This is a genomic window from Pseudomonas sp. PD9R (genome assembly GCF_019200975.1).
Lineage (GTDB): Bacteria > Pseudomonadota > Gammaproteobacteria > Pseudomonadales > Pseudomonadaceae > Aquipseudomonas.
Genome location: NZ_JAHTMR010000012.1, coordinates 211,691 through 227,034, shown reverse-complemented (window position 1 = coordinate 227,034; position 15,344 = coordinate 211,691). Strand labels below are relative to the sequence as shown.

At 60.2% G+C, this 15,344-nt stretch carries 15 protein-coding genes; 12 read left to right on the top strand and 3 right to left on the bottom strand.

What is annotated here, in order from left to right; genetic code table 11:
• The first annotated feature begins 60 nt into the window (after positions 1 to 60).
• The 6 genes from araG to KUF73_RS22365 all read left to right on the top strand — a co-directional run bounded on the left by araG (position 61) and on the right by KUF73_RS22365 (position 7,028).
• A complete protein-coding gene (gene araG / locus KUF73_RS22390) occupies positions 61 to 1,602 on the top strand; it encodes an L-arabinose ABC transporter ATP-binding protein AraG (protein ID WP_218440194.1) in 1,542 nt (513 codons plus the stop codon).
• Between the two features lie 12 nt (positions 1,603 to 1,614).
• On the top strand, positions 1,615 to 2,583 hold the full coding sequence (gene araH, locus KUF73_RS22385) for an L-arabinose ABC transporter permease AraH (protein ID WP_218440193.1): 969 nt from the start codon (positions 1,615 to 1,617) through the stop codon (positions 2,581 to 2,583).
• A gap of 222 nt (positions 2,584 to 2,805) precedes the next feature.
• A complete protein-coding gene (locus KUF73_RS22380) occupies positions 2,806 to 3,519 on the top strand; it encodes a GntR family transcriptional regulator (RefSeq protein WP_218440192.1) in 714 nt (237 codons plus the stop codon).
• A complete protein-coding gene (locus KUF73_RS22375; protein WP_218440191.1) occupies positions 3,516 to 4,514 on the top strand; it encodes an ADP-ribosylglycohydrolase family protein in 999 nt (332 codons plus the stop codon). The genes KUF73_RS22380 and KUF73_RS22375 overlap by 4 nt, the downstream gene beginning before the upstream one ends.
• Before the next feature lie 125 nt (positions 4,515 to 4,639).
• Complete coding sequence (locus KUF73_RS22370) at positions 4,640 to 6,106, top strand: cytosine permease (RefSeq protein WP_218440190.1); 1,467 nt, start codon at positions 4,640 to 4,642, stop codon at positions 6,104 to 6,106.
• Positions 6,099 to 7,028 (top strand): PfkB family carbohydrate kinase, encoded by a 930-nt coding sequence (locus KUF73_RS22365; protein WP_218440189.1) that lies wholly within the window; start codon positions 6,099 to 6,101, stop codon positions 7,026 to 7,028. Before KUF73_RS22370 ends, KUF73_RS22365 begins: the two co-directional genes overlap by 8 nt.
• A gap of 130 nt (positions 7,029 to 7,158) precedes the next feature.
• Here KUF73_RS22365 and KUF73_RS22360 read toward each other — a convergent pair whose 3' ends face one another.
• The 3 genes from KUF73_RS22360 to KUF73_RS22350 form a co-directional block, all read right to left on the bottom strand.
• A complete protein-coding gene (locus KUF73_RS22360) occupies positions 7,159 to 7,539 on the bottom strand; it encodes a Rho termination factor N-terminal domain-containing protein (protein ID WP_218440188.1) in 381 nt (126 codons plus the stop codon).
• A 32-nt stretch (positions 7,540 to 7,571) separates the two neighbouring features.
• On the bottom strand, positions 7,572 to 7,901 hold the full coding sequence (locus KUF73_RS22355; protein WP_218440187.1) for a hypothetical protein: 330 nt from the start codon (positions 7,899 to 7,901) through the stop codon (positions 7,572 to 7,574).
• 81 nt (positions 7,902 to 7,982) lie between these two features.
• Entirely contained in the window at positions 7,983 to 9,188 is a 1,206-nt protein-coding gene (locus KUF73_RS22350) for an MFS transporter (RefSeq protein ID WP_218440186.1), read from the bottom strand.
• Between the two features lie 297 nt (positions 9,189 to 9,485).
• On the opposite strand from KUF73_RS22350, the gene KUF73_RS22345 reads away from it, so the two are divergent.
• The 6 genes from KUF73_RS22345 (at position 9,486) to KUF73_RS22320 (ending at position 15,335) form a co-directional block, all read left to right on the top strand.
• Positions 9,486 to 9,968, top strand: coding sequence for a GNAT family N-acetyltransferase (locus tag KUF73_RS22345; protein WP_218440185.1), 483 nt, complete (start codon positions 9,486 to 9,488; stop codon positions 9,966 to 9,968).
• Positions 9,969 to 10,160: 192 nt separating this feature from the next.
• Positions 10,161 to 11,153: a 2-dehydro-3-deoxygalactonokinase gene (locus KUF73_RS22340; protein WP_218440184.1), complete on the top strand. Its 993-nt coding sequence runs from the start codon at positions 10,161 to 10,163 to the stop codon at positions 11,151 to 11,153.
• A 19-nt stretch (positions 11,154 to 11,172) separates the two neighbouring features.
• On the top strand, positions 11,173 to 11,793 hold the full coding sequence (locus tag KUF73_RS22335; protein WP_218440183.1) for a 2-dehydro-3-deoxy-6-phosphogalactonate aldolase: 621 nt from the start codon (positions 11,173 to 11,175) through the stop codon (positions 11,791 to 11,793).
• A gap of 48 nt (positions 11,794 to 11,841) precedes the next feature.
• On the top strand, positions 11,842 to 12,990 hold the full coding sequence (dgoD, locus tag KUF73_RS22330; RefSeq protein ID WP_008085519.1) for a galactonate dehydratase: 1,149 nt from the start codon (positions 11,842 to 11,844) through the stop codon (positions 12,988 to 12,990).
• 170 nt (positions 12,991 to 13,160) lie between these two features.
• Positions 13,161 to 14,471 (top strand): MFS transporter, encoded by a 1,311-nt coding sequence (locus KUF73_RS22325; RefSeq protein ID WP_218440182.1) that lies wholly within the window; start codon positions 13,161 to 13,163, stop codon positions 14,469 to 14,471.
• 60 nt (positions 14,472 to 14,531) lie between these two features.
• Positions 14,532 to 15,335, top strand: coding sequence for an IclR family transcriptional regulator (locus KUF73_RS22320; protein WP_218440181.1), 804 nt, complete (start codon positions 14,532 to 14,534; stop codon positions 15,333 to 15,335).
• The last annotated feature ends 9 nt before the right edge of the window (positions 15,336 to 15,344 follow it).

Here is a 15,344-nt window from a genome sequence, read left to right as displayed (position 1 = left end):
TGGTTGATTTCATCGGCAGCCCCGGCAACGGGGTTGCCTGATCGGTGTGATGAGGTGGTTATGCACGCGCAAACACAAGTACAACAACATACTGCTGGCAGCTTGCGCTTCAACGGGATCGGCAAGACCTTTCCCGGGGTGAAGGCGCTGGATGGCATCAGCTTTGTTGCTTATCCGGGGCAGGTTCATGCCTTGATGGGCGAGAACGGCGCCGGCAAATCGACGCTGTTGAAGATCCTCGGTGGCGCTTACACCCCGAGCAGCGGCGACCTGCAGATCGGCGAGCAGACGATGGCGTTCAAGTCCACCGCTGACAGCATCGCCAGCGGTGTCGCGGTCATTCACCAAGAGTTGCATCTGGTGCCGGAAATGACCGTGGCGGAAAACCTGTTTCTCGGTCACCTGCCGGCCCGTTTTGGCCTGATCAATCGCGGCACGTTGCGCCAGCAAGCGCTGGCCTGCCTCAAGGGCCTGGCCGACGAAATCGACCCGCAGGAGAAAGTCGGGCGCCTGTCCCTGGGTCAACGACAACTGGTGGAAATCGCCAAGGCCTTGTCCCGTGGTGCTCATGTGATTGCGTTTGACGAGCCCACCAGCAGTCTTTCGGCGCGGGAGATCGATCGCTTGATGGCGATCATCGGTCGCCTGCGCGATGAGGGCAAAGTGGTGCTGTACGTCTCCCACCGCATGGAAGAAGTGTTCCGCATCTGCAACGCCGTGACCGTGTTCAAGGACGGTCGCTACGTGCGCACCTTCGAAGACATGAGCGAACTGACCCACGATCAACTGGTCACGTGCATGGTCGGTCGCGACATCCAGGACATCTACGATTATCGCTCTCGTCCGCGTGGCGCGGTGGCGTTGAAAGTCGACGGGCTGCTCGGCCCAGGCCTGCGCGAGCCGGTGAGTTTCGAGGCGCACAAAGGCGAAATTCTCGGGCTGTTCGGTTTGGTCGGTGCCGGTCGCACGGAGCTGTTTCGCATGCTCAGCGGCCTGGAACGCAACACTGCCGGGCGCCTTGAACTGCGCGGCCATGAGTTGAAACTGCGTTCTCCCCGCGACGCCATCGCAGCCGGGATTCTGCTGTGCCCGGAAGACCGCAAAAAGGAGGGCATCATGCCGCTCTCCAGTGTTGCCGAGAACATCAACATCAGTGCACGCGGCGCCCATTCCACCTTCGGTTGCCTGTTGCGTGGTCTGTGGGAAAAGGGCAACGCCGACAAACAGATCAAAGCGCTGAAAGTGAAGACGCCTAACGCGGCGCAGAAAATCATGTACCTGTCCGGCGGCAATCAGCAGAAGGCCATTCTCGGTCGCTGGCTGTCGATGCCGATGAAGGTCCTGCTGCTCGACGAGCCCACGCGCGGCATCGACATCGGTGCCAAGGCCGAGATCTACCAGATCATCCACAACCTGGCCGCCGACGGTATTTCGGTGATCGTGGTGTCCAGCGACCTGATGGAAGTGATGGGTATTTCCGACCGCATCCTGGTGCTGTGCGAAGGCGCCCTGCGCGGCGAACTGAGCCGCGAACAGGCCAACGAATCCAACCTGCTGCAACTGGCTTTGCCGCGCCAACGCGCTGACGGCGTGGCGAACTGAGAGGTAACTATGATGACAACCCAAAACAATGCCCTGCCAACCCAGCGCAAACCTCTGGACCTGCGGCGCTTTCTCGATGACTGGGTGATGCTGCTGGCAGCCGTCGGGATCTTCGTGCTTTGCACCCTGATGATCGACAACTTCCTTTCGCCGCTGAACATGCGCGGCCTGGGCCTGGCGATTTCCACCACCGGAATCGCCGCGTGCACCATGTTGTATTGCCTCGCGTCCGGGCATTTTGACTTGTCGGTGGGCTCGGTGATTGCCTGCGCCGGGGTGGTTGCGGCGGTGGTGATGCGCGACACCAATAGCGTGTTTCTGGGTGTTTGTGCGGCGCTGGTGATGGGGCTGATCGTCGGCCTGATCAACGGGATCGTGATTGCCAAGCTGCGGGTCAATGCGTTGATCACCACGCTGGCGACCATGCAGATCGTACGCGGCTTGGCCTACATTTTCGCCAACGGCAAAGCGGTAGGCGTGTCTCAGGAGCAATTCTTTGTGTTCGGTAACGGCCAGCTGTTCGGCGTGCCGGTGCCGATTCTGATTACCATCGTCTGCTTCCTGTTCTTCGGCTGGCTGCTCAATTACACCACCTATGGCCGCAATACCATGGCCATCGGCGGCAATCAGGAAGCGGCGCTGCTGGCGGGTGTGAACGTTGATCGGACCAAGATCATCATCTTCGCCGTGCACGGTGTAATCGGTGCATTGGCCGGGGTGATCCTCGCATCGCGCATGACCTCGGGCCAGCCGATGATCGGGCAGGGCTTTGAGCTGACAGTGATCTCGGCATGCGTGCTGGGCGGCGTTTCGCTCAGCGGCGGGATCGGGATGATTCGGCACGTGATTGCCGGTGTGCTGATTCTGGCGATCATCGAGAACGCGATGAACCTGAAGAACATCGACACGTTTTATCAGTACGTGATTCGCGGTTCGATTCTGCTGTTGGCCGTGGTCATCGACCGCCTCAAACAACGCTGACACTTAGGCTGATCTCACGGACGCCATCGCGGGCAAGCCACGCTCCCTCGGATTACATGTCGATTGCATAATTCGTGCACGACACCTGACCTGTGGGAGCGTGGCTTGCCCGCGATGGCGGTGTACCTGATTCACCTTGTTATCGCGAACAATCGCATCCTTCCGTCATCTCCCTTAAATATTCCTTGCCTGCCGCGGCCCGTTTCGGTTATCAATTTGTACATGATTAGACAGGTACGATTTGACAAGAAACAACGGGTGGTCGACGAACTCATCCGGCGCATTGAAAGCGGCCTCCTGGAGGACGGTTTTCAGTTGCCGGGCGAGCATCAGTTGGCTCAAGAATTCAAAGTCAGCCGAGGTACTTTACGTGAAGCCCTGGCCGAGTTGAAACGGCGTAACTACATCGCCACGCAAAGCGGGGTCGGCTCCATCGTCACGTTCGACGGTGTGGTGCTCGATCAACGCAGCGGCTGGGCACAAGCCCTGGCCGACAGCGGGGCGCTGGTCAATACCGAAGTGCTGCGGCTGGAGGCGGTCACCCGTCCTGACCTGCTGTCGCGTTTCGGCACCGACCAATTCATCACTCTGGACCGTCGTCGTCGTGACAACAACGGCACGCTGGTCTCCCTCGAACGCTCATTGATGCCCGCCACCGGAGGCCTGGAAAGCCTGCCGCGCGTCGGTCTGATCGACAACTCCCTGACCATCACGCTGGCCGCCTACGGTTATATCGGTGAGCGCGGCGATCAATGGATCGGTGCCGAACCGCTGAGCGCCGAAGACGCTGAGCTGCTGGGACGTCCGGTCGGCACGGTTTTCCTCAAGGCGTTGCGCACCACTTATGACCGACAGAACCGTTTCATGGAACAGGTGGAAAGCCTGCTCGACCCGGTACATTTCCGTCTGCACCTGCAATTTGGAACGTCGAAATGACTGTGCTTGATCGTGCCTTGGGCGCGTTTTATGGCTTGGCCCTGGGCGATGCGCTGGGTATGCCGACCCAATCCCTGAGCCGCGCCGAGATCAAGGCGCGCTTCGGTGAAATTACTGATCTGCAGGATGCCGGCCCGCATCAACCCATTGCCGCCAACATGCCCAAGGGCTCGATCACCGACGACACCGAACAGGCGATCCTGGTTGGCCAGTTGTTGATCGATGGCAAGGGCCGCATAGAACCGGAGCTGCTCGCCCAGCGGTTGATCGAATGGGAGGCCGAGATGCAGGCCAAGGGCTCGCAGGATTTGCTCGGCCCTTCGACCAAGCGTGCGATCGAGATGATTCTCGCCGGTCATTCGCCGGAAGAAGCGGGGCGCTACGGCACCACCAATGGCGCGGCGATGCGCATCACTCCCGTAGGAATTGCGGCGAACGTTGCCAATCCTGAGCGTTTCATCGACGCCGTGGTACAGGCTTGCCAGGTCACCCACAACACCACGCTCGGGATCTCAAGCGCGGCGGCGGTGGCGGCGGTGGTTTCGGCCGGGATCAATGGCGTCGATCTGGGCGAAGCGCTGACCCTCGGCCAGCAAATCGCTCAGCAAGCTGAAAGTCATGGCCACTGGGTCGCCGGCGGACGCATTGCTTCACGCATCAGTTGGGCGCGGACTATCAGTGTCGATAGCGACAAGGCAATGTTGGCCGATTTGATGTACGACGTGATCGGCACTTCGGTGGCGTCACAGGAGTCGGTGGTGGTCTCGTTCGCGCTGGCCCAGCAAGTGGCGGTCGGCGAAATGAATGCCTTCGAAGCGCTGTGCATGGCTGCCAGCCTGGGCGGCGACACGGACACCATCGCCGCGATTCTCGGTGCGATGCTTGGGGCCTGCCTGGGCCTTGAGAGTTGGCCTGCCGAGATGATCGACACGGTTAAAGCCGTCAATGGTCTGGAGTTGGAACCCCTTGTGAAAGGGCTCCTCTCCCTGCGCTGAGGAAGCTCCTACATAGACCTTTTACCTTCACGACATCGTGGGGGGGGCGGCGATCGATGAGTATCGCGGGCTGCCAATTATCTGAATTGCCCACAACCACAAAAATGGCAACAGGAGCATTTTTCATGAGTTCATCAAACACCGGGCAAAGCGTCGGGCAACTGGAAACCCGTGGCATCGAACCGGTACCGGAAGCCGAGTGCAACGGCCATCCGTTGCAACTGTTCTGGGTCTGGTTCGCTGCCAACATTTCCATCCTCGGCCTGCCTCTCGGCGCGACACTCGTGGCGTTTCGCGGGTTGGCGATCTGGCAAGCGATCATCGTCGCGATTCTCGGTGCCGCTGGTTCCTTTGCGGTGGTCGGGATCATCTCCATCGCCGGTCGGCGTGGCCGTGCGCCAAGCCTGACCCTGTCCCGCGCCATCTTCGGCGTACGCGGCAATATCGGCCCGACCCTGGTCTCGCTGATGTCGCGTCTGGGCTGGGAAACCGTCAACACCACAACCGCCGCGTTTGTACTGCTGTCGCTGTGCTCGATCCTGTTCGGCTCTCCGGTTGAGGCCAAAAGCGCCCCTGTGCTGACGCTGTTGTTCATCGCGATTTTCGTGCTGCTCACCTTGTCCGTGTCCGGCCTCGGTCACGCCACGTTACTGGTGATCCAGAAGTGGGCGACCTATGTATTCGGCGCCCTGAACATTCTGGTCGGCGGCTTCCTCTGCGCCACCATCGACTGGAGCGCGGTATTCAACGCCACACCTGCGCCATTGAGCGCGATGATCATCGGCGTCGGCACCATGGCTGCCGGTACTGGCATTGGTTGGGCCAACGCTGGTGCCGACATGTCGCGTTATCAGCATCGCAGCGTCAAAGCCGTGCGTCTGGTGGCGTCGGCGGCGTTCGGTGCGGGGATTCCGCTGGTGCTGTTGATCACCCTCGGCGGCCTGTTGTCGGTGGGTAACAATGACCTGGCCCAGGCCACCGATCCGATCATCGCGATCCGCGACATGCTGCCGACCTGGATGGCCGTGCCCTACCTGATCACGGCGTTCGGCGGCCTGCTGCTGTCGAACAACCTGTCGGTGTACTCCGCTGGTTTGACTACGCTGACCCTTGGCCTGAAGGTCAAGCGCGTCTACGCCGTGGTGGTGGATATCGTCGCGATCTTCGCCGGTTCGATCTATTTCATGCTGATCGCGGACAGTTTCTACGGCCCGTTCATCACCTTCATTTCCCTGCTCGCGGTGCCGATCACCGCGTGGGTCGGGATCTTCGTGGTCGACCTGATTCACCGTCACTATTACAGCCCCAAGGATCTGCTGGACGTCAGCCCGAGCAGCGCCTATTGGTATCGCGGCGGCGTCGAATGGCGTGCGTTCGGGGCCTGGGCCATTGCCATCGTATTGGGTTTCAGCTTCACCACCATCGGCACCACGGCCGAAAACGTGTGGTTCAAAGGCTTCCTGTCCGACTCGTGGCTGGGGCATAACGGCCTTGGCTGGATCGTGACCTTTGTGGTCGCCGGTGGCCTGTACTTCGTACTCGGCGGGGCGAAGGATCGTCGCGCTGCCTTGACCGAGAATGCTCATGCCTAAACTGTTGCACACCGGCCAGGTCATCATCGATCTGGTCATGGCTGTGGATAAATTGCCGCAAGCGGGTGGTGACGTGCTGGCGCAGTCCGCCAGTTTCGAAGCCGGTGGCGGCTTCAACGTGATGGCCGCCGCCCAGCGTAATGGGTTGTCGGTGGTCTATCTGGGGCGTCATGGCACCGGACGTTTTGGTGACCTGGCCCGCGAGGCGATGCGCGTGGAAGGCATCCAGATCGGCATCGCTCACCGCGCCGAGCGCGATACCGGGTTATGTGTCGCTATTACCGATGCTTCGGCCGAGCGCAGTTTTGTGTCCTACATCGGCGCTGAGGGCGAGCTGACTGCCGAAGACCTGGCGAGCGTGTCGGTCGAGGCGGGGGATTATGCCTACGTCAGCGGTTACAGCCTGCTGCATGTCGGCAAGGCTCAGGCGCTGGTGGATTGGGTGCTGGCGTTACCGGGCGAAGTCAACGTGGTGTTCGATCCGGGGCCGTTGGTGAACTCGCCGGATGCGCCGTTGATGCAGGCGTTATTGCCGCGCATTGATCTGTGGACCAGCAACGCGGTCGAGGCACTGCGATTTACCGGGGCATCGGACATTGCCGGGGCGCTGGATCGCCTGGTTGAACACTTGCCCGCCAAGGTGTTGATGGTGGTGCGTGATGGGCCGCAAGGGTGCTGGATCAATCAGGGTTCTGAGCGGCAGCATGTGCCGGGTTTCAAGGTCGATGCAGTGGACAGCAATGGCGCTGGCGATGCGCATGCAGGGGTGTTTGTGGCGGGGCTGGCGCAGGGCTTGACGGCGTTTGATGCGGCGCGCCGGGCCAATGCGGCTGCGGCGTTGGCAGTCACTCGGTGGGGCCCGGCGACTTCGCCGAGGACGGCGGAGGTGGATGCGTTGATCAGCAGGAATTTCAGCGCCTGATCGGTCCTCATCGCGGGCAAGCCCACTCCCACAGGTTGGATGGTGGACACATGATTTGTGAACGCCATTGACTCCTGTGGGAGCTGGCTTGCCCGCGAAGGGGTCATCAAATTCAACACATGAGCTGGCCCTAACTCGCCTTTCGCAGCGCCTCAATCAACTCCTGCTTGCGCATCGTCGAACGCCCGGAAATATTTTTCGCCCGAGCCTCTTTCCTCAAACTGTCGACGGTCTGGGTATCCCGCGAAGCCCTGCTGTTACGCGAATGACCTTCACGGCTGGCCACCGCGCGCCGTGACGACTCCTTGCGATCCTCCGATTTGGCGCTCGCTGGTTTTTTCTGTCCTGAACCGCCGGATTTCTCACCACCGCCCGACTGTTTGTTCACCGTCGCCCAAGCTCGCGCTTCGGCCTCGCCCTTGGACACACCTTTGCTTTCGTAACTGTCTTCGATGTGTTCTGCCTTGCGTTTCTGCTCGGCGGTGTATTTGGTTTTGCTTCCCCGAGGCATGGGATTTCTCCTGGTTTCAGAAGTATTGCCACCTATTGGCTGATGCCGCCTTTTGCACCTGAACTGTCAGTGGTAGTCGAGCCCAGTCCACCGCTGGGCGGCGTTTTCGTGTCCGGTAGATTCAACCCGCCCTGGCGTCCTGCATCGTTGCCCTGAGTCCGTGGATCGGTGCCGGTAGAGGGTGGCAGACGGCTGTCGGTTCCCGTGCCATTGATGTTGATGACGGGGGCGCTCTGAATGGCCGGGGCGATGGGTTTTTCCACTGGATTGGTGGGGCCGGTGCTCGAACCGATGGTCCCGGCGAACGCGGCAGTGGACAGCAACGTCGTGAGGGCGAGGGCGGTCAACCTGGACAGGCTCATGGTGTCGTCTCCAATAAATAGAGTCCCTACCTGATTAGTCCGCCCTTGCTCTGGATGGGTGCCTGACAGGCGACGAACGGCTTACGCCCGTTGCAAGGCCTTTGCCCGATTCGCTCGGCGCCAGATCAACCGGCCCCCGGTGATCAGCCAGTTGAGGAGGGCGACGGCCAGTACCGTAAGCAACAGTGCGGCCATGCCGTGTTCGACGATGATTTTGCCGGCCAGTAATGGAAAGCCGAACACGCCGATGAAGTAAGAGAGGCTGAACAACAGCAACGATTGCGCGGTGGTACCGCTCGGCGCCTCATTGGCCGCCAGGCCGTTGATCACTGAATAGGTCAGTCCATAACCCACCCCGAGCATCACTGCGGCGAGCACGTAGCTGAAACTGCTGTCGACCACGAAGCCGAACATCAGGATCGAGCCCATCATCAAACCTGACAACAGACAAGACGCCCGCAGTGGGTCGCGCTTGACCACGATGCCCGCGATCAGCATGCGGCTGCTGATGGCAGCACTCATGAAGCCGAGGAAAAACAGCGAGTAGTCGAGCGAGTGCAGCGCGGCGTAACTCGTCTGGAAGCTCGACAGTCCGCCGAAAACACAACCGCCCAGGCCAACCATGATGATCGGGAATACCGCCCTGGACGACAGCACTTGTGACGCTGCCCGCCAGGAAATTCGCGATACGGCAGTCGATTGCACCGAAGCTTCTTTCAGGTGTTTATCCAGCCGCCAGAACAGCAAAACACCGATCAGGCTGGCCAGCGCGGCGAGATAAAACGCCGCCGTCACTGGATAACCGAGCGCACTCGCGGCGCGCCCCAGCAGTGGGCCACTGCCGATCCCGGTCATCATGCTACCGGACAACAAGGCAAAGTATTTGGCACGTTGCGCAGGGGTTACCAGACTTGCAACGATGATCGGGCCCAAGGTGTAGAACACCCCCCAGCCCAACCCCAGCAGCAGCCCGAAAAACAGAAGAAGATGGCCGAAGCCCGGTGTCAGTGCGAAGCCGAGGCTGGCGGCGACCAGCAAGATGCCGAACAGCGCGACCGAGCGGGCCGCGCCCAGCAAATCGGACAAGTGACCTGACATGAGCACCGCGGCAAAGGTGCTGAGCATCGCCGCCGAAATCACGCTGCCGGCATCGTGCTCGTTACCCCCGCGTGAACCAATCAGCAGCGACAGCAAAAAGGTCGAACCGTAGGACAACGAGAGCAAGTAGCTGGCCAGGCAAAACAGGCCGAACAACTTACTGGAGACGGGCGGTGTTGCGGTAGACATGACGCGGTTCCTTGACCTGATAAATACGCAGGGCATTTATCTACCACGCCAGGCGGCAATGTTAGGTCCGAGGTTCGCGATGCGAGGGTTAGTACCGACCGGAGTATGGCGTTTTTGTGGCGAGAGAGCTTGCTCCCGCTGGTTGCGAAGCAGCCCCGGAAATAGGTAACGCGTTCCTTCAGGAGAAAAGAAGGGCGGCAACTGGGGGCTGCTTCGCAGCCAGCGGGAGCAAGCTCCCTCGCCACAGGCCGCTTGCCGACTTAGTATGGCGTTTTCCTCTTCTGACAAGGCACGTCCATGACGATCGAAATCCGCCCGGCGACCCCCAGTGATGCCCCGCAAATACTCGCATTCATCACTGAACTGGCCGATTACGAACGTGCGCGCCATGAAGTCATCGCCAGCGTCGCCGACATCGAGCGCAGCCTGTTCAGCGAAGGCGCCACCGCCCACGGCCTGATCTGCCTGCGTGATGGCTTGCCGATTGGCTTTGCCGTTTTCTTTTTCAGCTATTCCACATGGCTGGGCAGCAACTGCCTGTACCTAGAAGACCTCTACATCACCCCGGAACAGCGCGGCGGCGGTGCGGGCAAAACCTTGTTGCGCCACTTGGCGAAAATCGCCTGCGCCAATGATTGCGGGCGTTTCGAATGGAGCGTACTGGAGTGGAATACGCCGGCCATTGAGTTCTACAAATCTTTGGGCGCACAACCGCAGGAAGAGTGGGTTCGGTATCGGATGGATGGGAAGGTGTTGCGCGAGTTTGCCCAAGGTAATTAATCGACCCTAAAAGATCGCAGCCTGCGGCAGCTCCTACACAGGATTTATGTTCCCTGTAGGAGTTGCCGAAGGCTGCGATCTTTTTTTGTTCATGTCCCAATATATGGGAGTGATATTTATATATTGAGATTTTTCCGCATCAGGGTTTATAGTCCAGCTCACTCACTGCCAAAAAACAGAACAGGTGAAGCGATGCAGGCGCAACTGATCGCGCTGGATTGGGGGACAACCTCATTACGTGCTTACAAACTTGCCGCGGGTGGCCATGTGCTCGAACAGCGTTCGCTGTCGTCGGGGATCATGCAGTTGCCCAAGGCGCCGCGAATTATCGGCGGCCAGGCATGCTCCAACGGTTTTGAACTGGCTTTCGATGAAGCCTGCGGTGACTGGCTCGACGCCCAGCCGGATTTGCCGGTGATTGCCTGTGGCATGGTCGGTAGTGCCCAGGGGTGGCGCGAAGCGGCCTACTGCGATACACCGGCAAACGTCGCCAATCTCGGAACTTCCCTACAAACCGTACGCAGTCTTCGCGGTGTCGATGTGCACATCGTGCCGGGTGTGATTCAGCGTTCGCATTTGCCGAACGTGATGCGCGGCGAAGAAACCCAGGTACTCGGTGTGCTGCAAAACCTGTCGGGCGAGGCGGGCGCTGATGTGCTGATCGGCCTGCCCGGCAGCCATTCGAAATGGGTGGAAGTGGTCGATGGCTGCATCGTCCATTTCGATACCTTCATGACCGGCGAAGTCTTCGCCGTGCTCAGCGAACACAGCATTTTGGGGCGCACTCAACAGCGCGGTAGCTCGTACGATGGCGAGGCCTTTGATCGCGGCGTGCAGGTGGCGTTGTCGGCGGACGGTGAAATCGGGCCGCTGTCGACGTTGTTCAGCGCCCGCAGCCTTGGCTTGACCGGTGAACTGAGCGCCAGCGCGCAACCGGATTATCTGTCTGGCCTGCTGATCGGCCATGAACTGTCGGCCCTTGCCAATGTTCAGCGGCGTCGGCGCAACAGCGTGCATCTGCCTTCGATCATCCTGATCGGCAATTCCCAGCTCTGCACGCGTTACAGCCGCGCCCTCGACGCCTGCGGTTTTGCCAGGGTAACCCTGGCCGAACAGGCCACCGAACGCGGGTTGTGGCAACTGGCGCTGGCCGCCGGTCTGGTCACGCCCAACCTATCCCGTTAAACCTGACTGGAGCTATGACATGCTCAAACAAGCACTGGCGCAAAACGGTCTGATCGCGATCCTGCGCGGCCTGCGTCCACAGGAAGCAGCCGCCATCGGTGAAGTCCTGTATGCCGCCGGATTTCGCGTCATCGAAGTGCCGCTTAATTCCCCCGAGCCGTACGAAAGTATCCGCATCTTGCGCAATACCTTGCCCGCTGATTGCCTGATCGGTGCCGGCACGGTGCTGACACCGGAACAGGTCGAGCAAGTGAAAGCGGCGGGCGGCCAGGTGATCGTCATGCCCCACAGCGATCCCAAAGTGCTGCGTGCGGCAAAGGCGGCCGGTTTGTATCTGTCGCCGGGTGTCGCCACACCGACCGAAGCCTTCGCGGCACTGGCCGAAGGCGCGGATGTGCTGAAGATGTTCCCGGCCGAGCAGATGGGCCCGGCGGTCGTCAAAGCCTGGCTCGCCGTGTTGCCTGCCGGGACCATCCTCGCGCCGGTTGGCGGGATCACTCCGGACAACATGCAGGTGTTTATCGATGCCGGCGTAAAAGGCTTCGGCCTCGGTTCCGGTCTGTTCAAGCCGGGCATGACACCCGAGCAAGTGGCGGCCAATGCCAAGGCTTACGTCGCTGCCTGGAAAGCCCTTCGCTAAGACTTTTTTGGCGCTGCGAGCGCTACGTCTAACAAGAGAGACAAACAGATGAAAATCACCAAACTGACCACCTTCATCGTTCCGCCACGCTGGTGCTTCCTCAAAGTCGAAACCGACGAAGGTGTAACCGGGTGGGGCGAGCCCGTGGTTGAAGGTCGCGCCCACACCGTTGCCGCCGCCGTTGAAGAATTGTCCGACTACCTGATCGGCAAAGACCCACGCAACATCGAAGACATCTGGACCGTGCTCTATCGCGGCGGCTTTTACCGTGGTGGCGCAATCCACATGAGCGCCCTGGCCGGTATCGATCAGGCATTGTGGGACATCAAGGGCAAGGCGCTGGGTGTGTCGGTCAGCGATCTGCTGGGCGGTCAGGTGCGGGACAAGATTCGTGTGTATTCGTGGATCGGCGGCGACCGTCCGGCGGACACCGCGCGCGCGGCAAAAGAAGCGGTCTCGCGCGGCTTTACCGCAGTGAAAATGAACGGCACCGAAGAGCTGCAGTTCCTCGATACCTTCGAGAAAGTCGATCTGGCCCTGGCCAACGTCGCGGCGGTGCGTGACGCAGTAGGCCCGAACGTCGGCATCGGTGTGGACTTTCATGGCCGGGTGCACAAGCCGATGGCCAAGGTGCTGATGAAGGAACTCGACCCGTACAAACTGATGTTCATTGAAGAGCCGGTGCTCAGCGAAAACTACGAAGCGCTGAAGGAACTGGCGCCGCTGACCAGCACGCCGATTGCCCTGGGCGAGCGTTTGTTCTCGCGGTGGGATTTCAAGCGCGTGCTCAGCGAAGGTTATGTCGACATCATCCAGCCCGATGCGTCCCACGCTGGCGGTATCACCGAAACCCGCAAGATCGCCAACATGGCCGAAGCCTACGACGTGGCGCTGGCGCTGCATTGCCCGTTGGGCCCGATTGCGCTGGCGGCTTGCCTGCAACTGGACGCGGTTTGCTACAACGCGTTCATCCAGGAGCAGAGTCTCGGCATTCACTACAACGAGAGCAACGACCTGCTGGACTACGTTAAAGATCCGCGGGTGTTCGACTACGACAAAGGCTTCGTAAAGATCCCGAATGGCCCGGGCCTGGGCATCGAGATCAACGAGGAATACGTGATCGAACGCGCAGCGGTCGGCCACCGCTGGCGCAACCCGATCTGGCGTCATGCCGATGGCAGTTTTGCCGAGTGGTGAGTGTTGTTTGATTCACCACCATTCCCTGTAGGAGCGAGCCTGCTCGCGAAGGTGTGTCAGTCGCCATTAATGCTGAATGACCCACCGCTATCGCGAGCAGGCTCACTCCCACAAGGGTTAAGTGTCAATCTTCAGAACGACCTCAATAAACATAATAAGAGGCACTCCTCATGCAACCGCAAACCCTCACCGGGCAGGCGTCGTTGGTGACGCCGAGCCGCAAGCGGTTTTTCATCATGGTCCTGCTGTTCATCACCGTGGTGATCAACTACCTGGACCGCAGCAACCTGTCGATCGCCGCCCCGGCGTTGACCAGCGACCTGGGCATCGATCCGATTCACGTCGGGCTGATCTTCTCCGCGTTCGGCTGGACCTACGCCGCCATGCAGATCCCCGGCGGCTGGCTGGTGGACCGGGTTCCGCCGCGAATTCTCTACAGCGTCGCATTGCTGTTGTGGTCGGTGGCCACGGTGATGCTCGGCTTCGCCGCCAGTTTTATCGCGTTGTTCGTGTTGCGCATGGCGGTGGGCGCTCTCGAAGCGCCGGCGTATCCAATCAACAGCCGTGTAGTAACCACCTGGTTTCCCGAGCGTGAGCGCGCCACGGCCATTGGTTTCTATACCTCTGGGCAATTTGTCGGTCTTGCATTTTTGACGCCGGTTCTGGCCTGGCTTCAGCACGAATTCGGTTGGCACATGGTATTCGTCGCTACCGGCGCGGTGGGCATTCTCTGGGCGGTGATCTGGTACGCGGTGTATCGCGAACCACGGGATTTCAAAGGCGCCAACGAAGCTGAAATCGACCTGATCCGCGAAGGCGGCGGGTTGGTGGATATTCAGGCCGAGCAAGCCAAAGTCAAAGCCAAGTTCAGCTGGACCGACCTGGGGATTGTCCTGAGCAAACGCAAACTCTGGGGCATCTACCTCGGCCAGTTCTGCCTCAACTCGACGCTGTGGTTTTTCCTGACCTGGTTCCCGACCTACCTGGTGAAATACCGTGGCATGGACTTCATCAAGTCCGGCCTGTTGGCGTCGCTGCCGTTTCTCGCCGCGTTCATTGGTGTGCTGTGTTCGGGGTTTTTCTCGGACTTTTTGATCCGTCGCGGCTACACGGTAGGTTTCGCTCGCAAGCTGCCAATCATCAGTGGCCTGCTGATTTCCACTTCGATCATTGGTGCTAACTTCGTCGAATCCACGCCGTTGGTGATTGCCTTCCTCGCATTGGCGTTCTTCGGTAATGGCCTCGCTTCCATCACCTGGTCGTTGGTGTCGACCCTGGCGCCAGCGCGGTTGTTGGGATTGACCGGCGGGGTGTTCAACTTCATCGGCAACCTGTCGGCTATCGCCACGCCGATTGTCATCGGTTTCCTCGCCACGGGCGATTCGTTTGCTCCAGCGATTACCTATATCTCGGTTCTGGCGTTGATGGGGGCACTTTCCTACATCTTGCTGGTGGGCAAGGTCGAGCGTATCGAGTTGTAGTAGCAGCCATCGGACGACCATAATGCCGCCCGTTCACTCGCTCAACGGTAAAGGCTGGATATGCAGGAAGACGCCCCAAAAATCGCCAAGGACGCTGCGCCGACCGGCACCCAGACACTGCTTCGCGGTCTGGGTGTGGTTCAGGCCGTGGCCAGCGGCGCTCGCGATCTCAAGGAAATCGCCCGGTTGATCGGCACCACGCGCAGCACCACCCATCGTCTGGCCAGTTGCCTGGTGGACGAGCGCTATCTGCGGGTGGTGCCGCAAGTCGGTTATCTGTTGGGGCCGAAGCTGATCGAACTGGGGTTCCAGGCGCGTGAGGAGTTGCCACTGGTGACCCTGGCTGGGCCATATTTGGATGAGTTGTCGGCGTTGACCGGTGACACCATTCACCTGGCGATCCGTGAAGGTGACGAGGTCCTGTACCTGCACAAGAATCCGGGGCGCAATGGCCCGGAAATGCGTTCGCGGGTTGGTCATCGCATGCCGCTGGCACGCACCGGGATCGGCAAGGCGCTGATGCTTGATGACACGCCGCAAGAGTGGCAGCGGTTGTACGAAGTCAGCCTGCCGGCGGGTGGGAAAAACCTGTTTTGGCCGCAGCACCCGGAGCAGTCCTGGGAGCAGTTTGAACAGCGCATGGTCGAGTACGTGGCCGGTGGTTATGCCTTCGACCTGGAAGACAACGAACCGTCAATTCGTTGTGTGGCGGCGCCGATTCGTGATGCCAGCAAGCGCATAGTGGCGGGTATCAGCATCGCCAGTACCGTGCCGTACATGCCGCTGGAGAAAATGGCCGAGCTGATCCCGTTGATCAAAGGGGTGACAGCGCGGTTGTCGGCGGAGCTGGGCCTGAAGGTTTAAACACAAACT

Bases quoted from the DNA above. Each gene is read 5' to 3' on its own strand.
- araG (WP_218440194.1), top strand. From the start codon at position 61: ATGCACGCGCAAACACAAGTACAACAACATACTGCTGGCAGCTTGCGC.
- araH (WP_218440193.1), top strand. From the start codon at position 1,615: ATGACAACCCAAAACAATGCCCTGCCAACCCAGCGCAAACCTCTGGAC.
- KUF73_RS22380 (WP_218440192.1), top strand. From the start codon at position 2,806: ATGATTAGACAGGTACGATTTGACAAGAAACAACGGGTGGTCGACGAA.
- KUF73_RS22375 (WP_218440191.1), top strand. From the start codon at position 3,516: ATGACTGTGCTTGATCGTGCCTTGGGCGCGTTTTATGGCTTGGCCCTG.
- KUF73_RS22370 (WP_218440190.1), top strand. From the start codon at position 4,640: ATGAGTTCATCAAACACCGGGCAAAGCGTCGGGCAACTGGAAACCCGT.
- KUF73_RS22365 (WP_218440189.1), top strand. From the start codon at position 6,099: ATGCCTAAACTGTTGCACACCGGCCAGGTCATCATCGATCTGGTCATG.
- KUF73_RS22360 (WP_218440188.1), bottom strand. From the start codon at position 7,539: ATGCCTCGGGGAAGCAAAACCAAATACACCGCCGAGCAGAAACGCAAG.
- KUF73_RS22355 (WP_218440187.1), bottom strand. From the start codon at position 7,901: ATGAGCCTGTCCAGGTTGACCGCCCTCGCCCTCACGACGTTGCTGTCC.
- KUF73_RS22350 (WP_218440186.1), bottom strand. From the start codon at position 9,188: ATGTCTACCGCAACACCGCCCGTCTCCAGTAAGTTGTTCGGCCTGTTT.
- KUF73_RS22345 (WP_218440185.1), top strand. From the start codon at position 9,486: ATGACGATCGAAATCCGCCCGGCGACCCCCAGTGATGCCCCGCAAATA.
- KUF73_RS22340 (WP_218440184.1), top strand. From the start codon at position 10,161: ATGCAGGCGCAACTGATCGCGCTGGATTGGGGGACAACCTCATTACGT.
- KUF73_RS22335 (WP_218440183.1), top strand. From the start codon at position 11,173: ATGCTCAAACAAGCACTGGCGCAAAACGGTCTGATCGCGATCCTGCGC.
- dgoD (WP_008085519.1), top strand. From the start codon at position 11,842: ATGAAAATCACCAAACTGACCACCTTCATCGTTCCGCCACGCTGGTGC.
- KUF73_RS22325 (WP_218440182.1), top strand. From the start codon at position 13,161: ATGCAACCGCAAACCCTCACCGGGCAGGCGTCGTTGGTGACGCCGAGC.
- KUF73_RS22320 (WP_218440181.1), top strand. From the start codon at position 14,532: ATGCAGGAAGACGCCCCAAAAATCGCCAAGGACGCTGCGCCGACCGGC.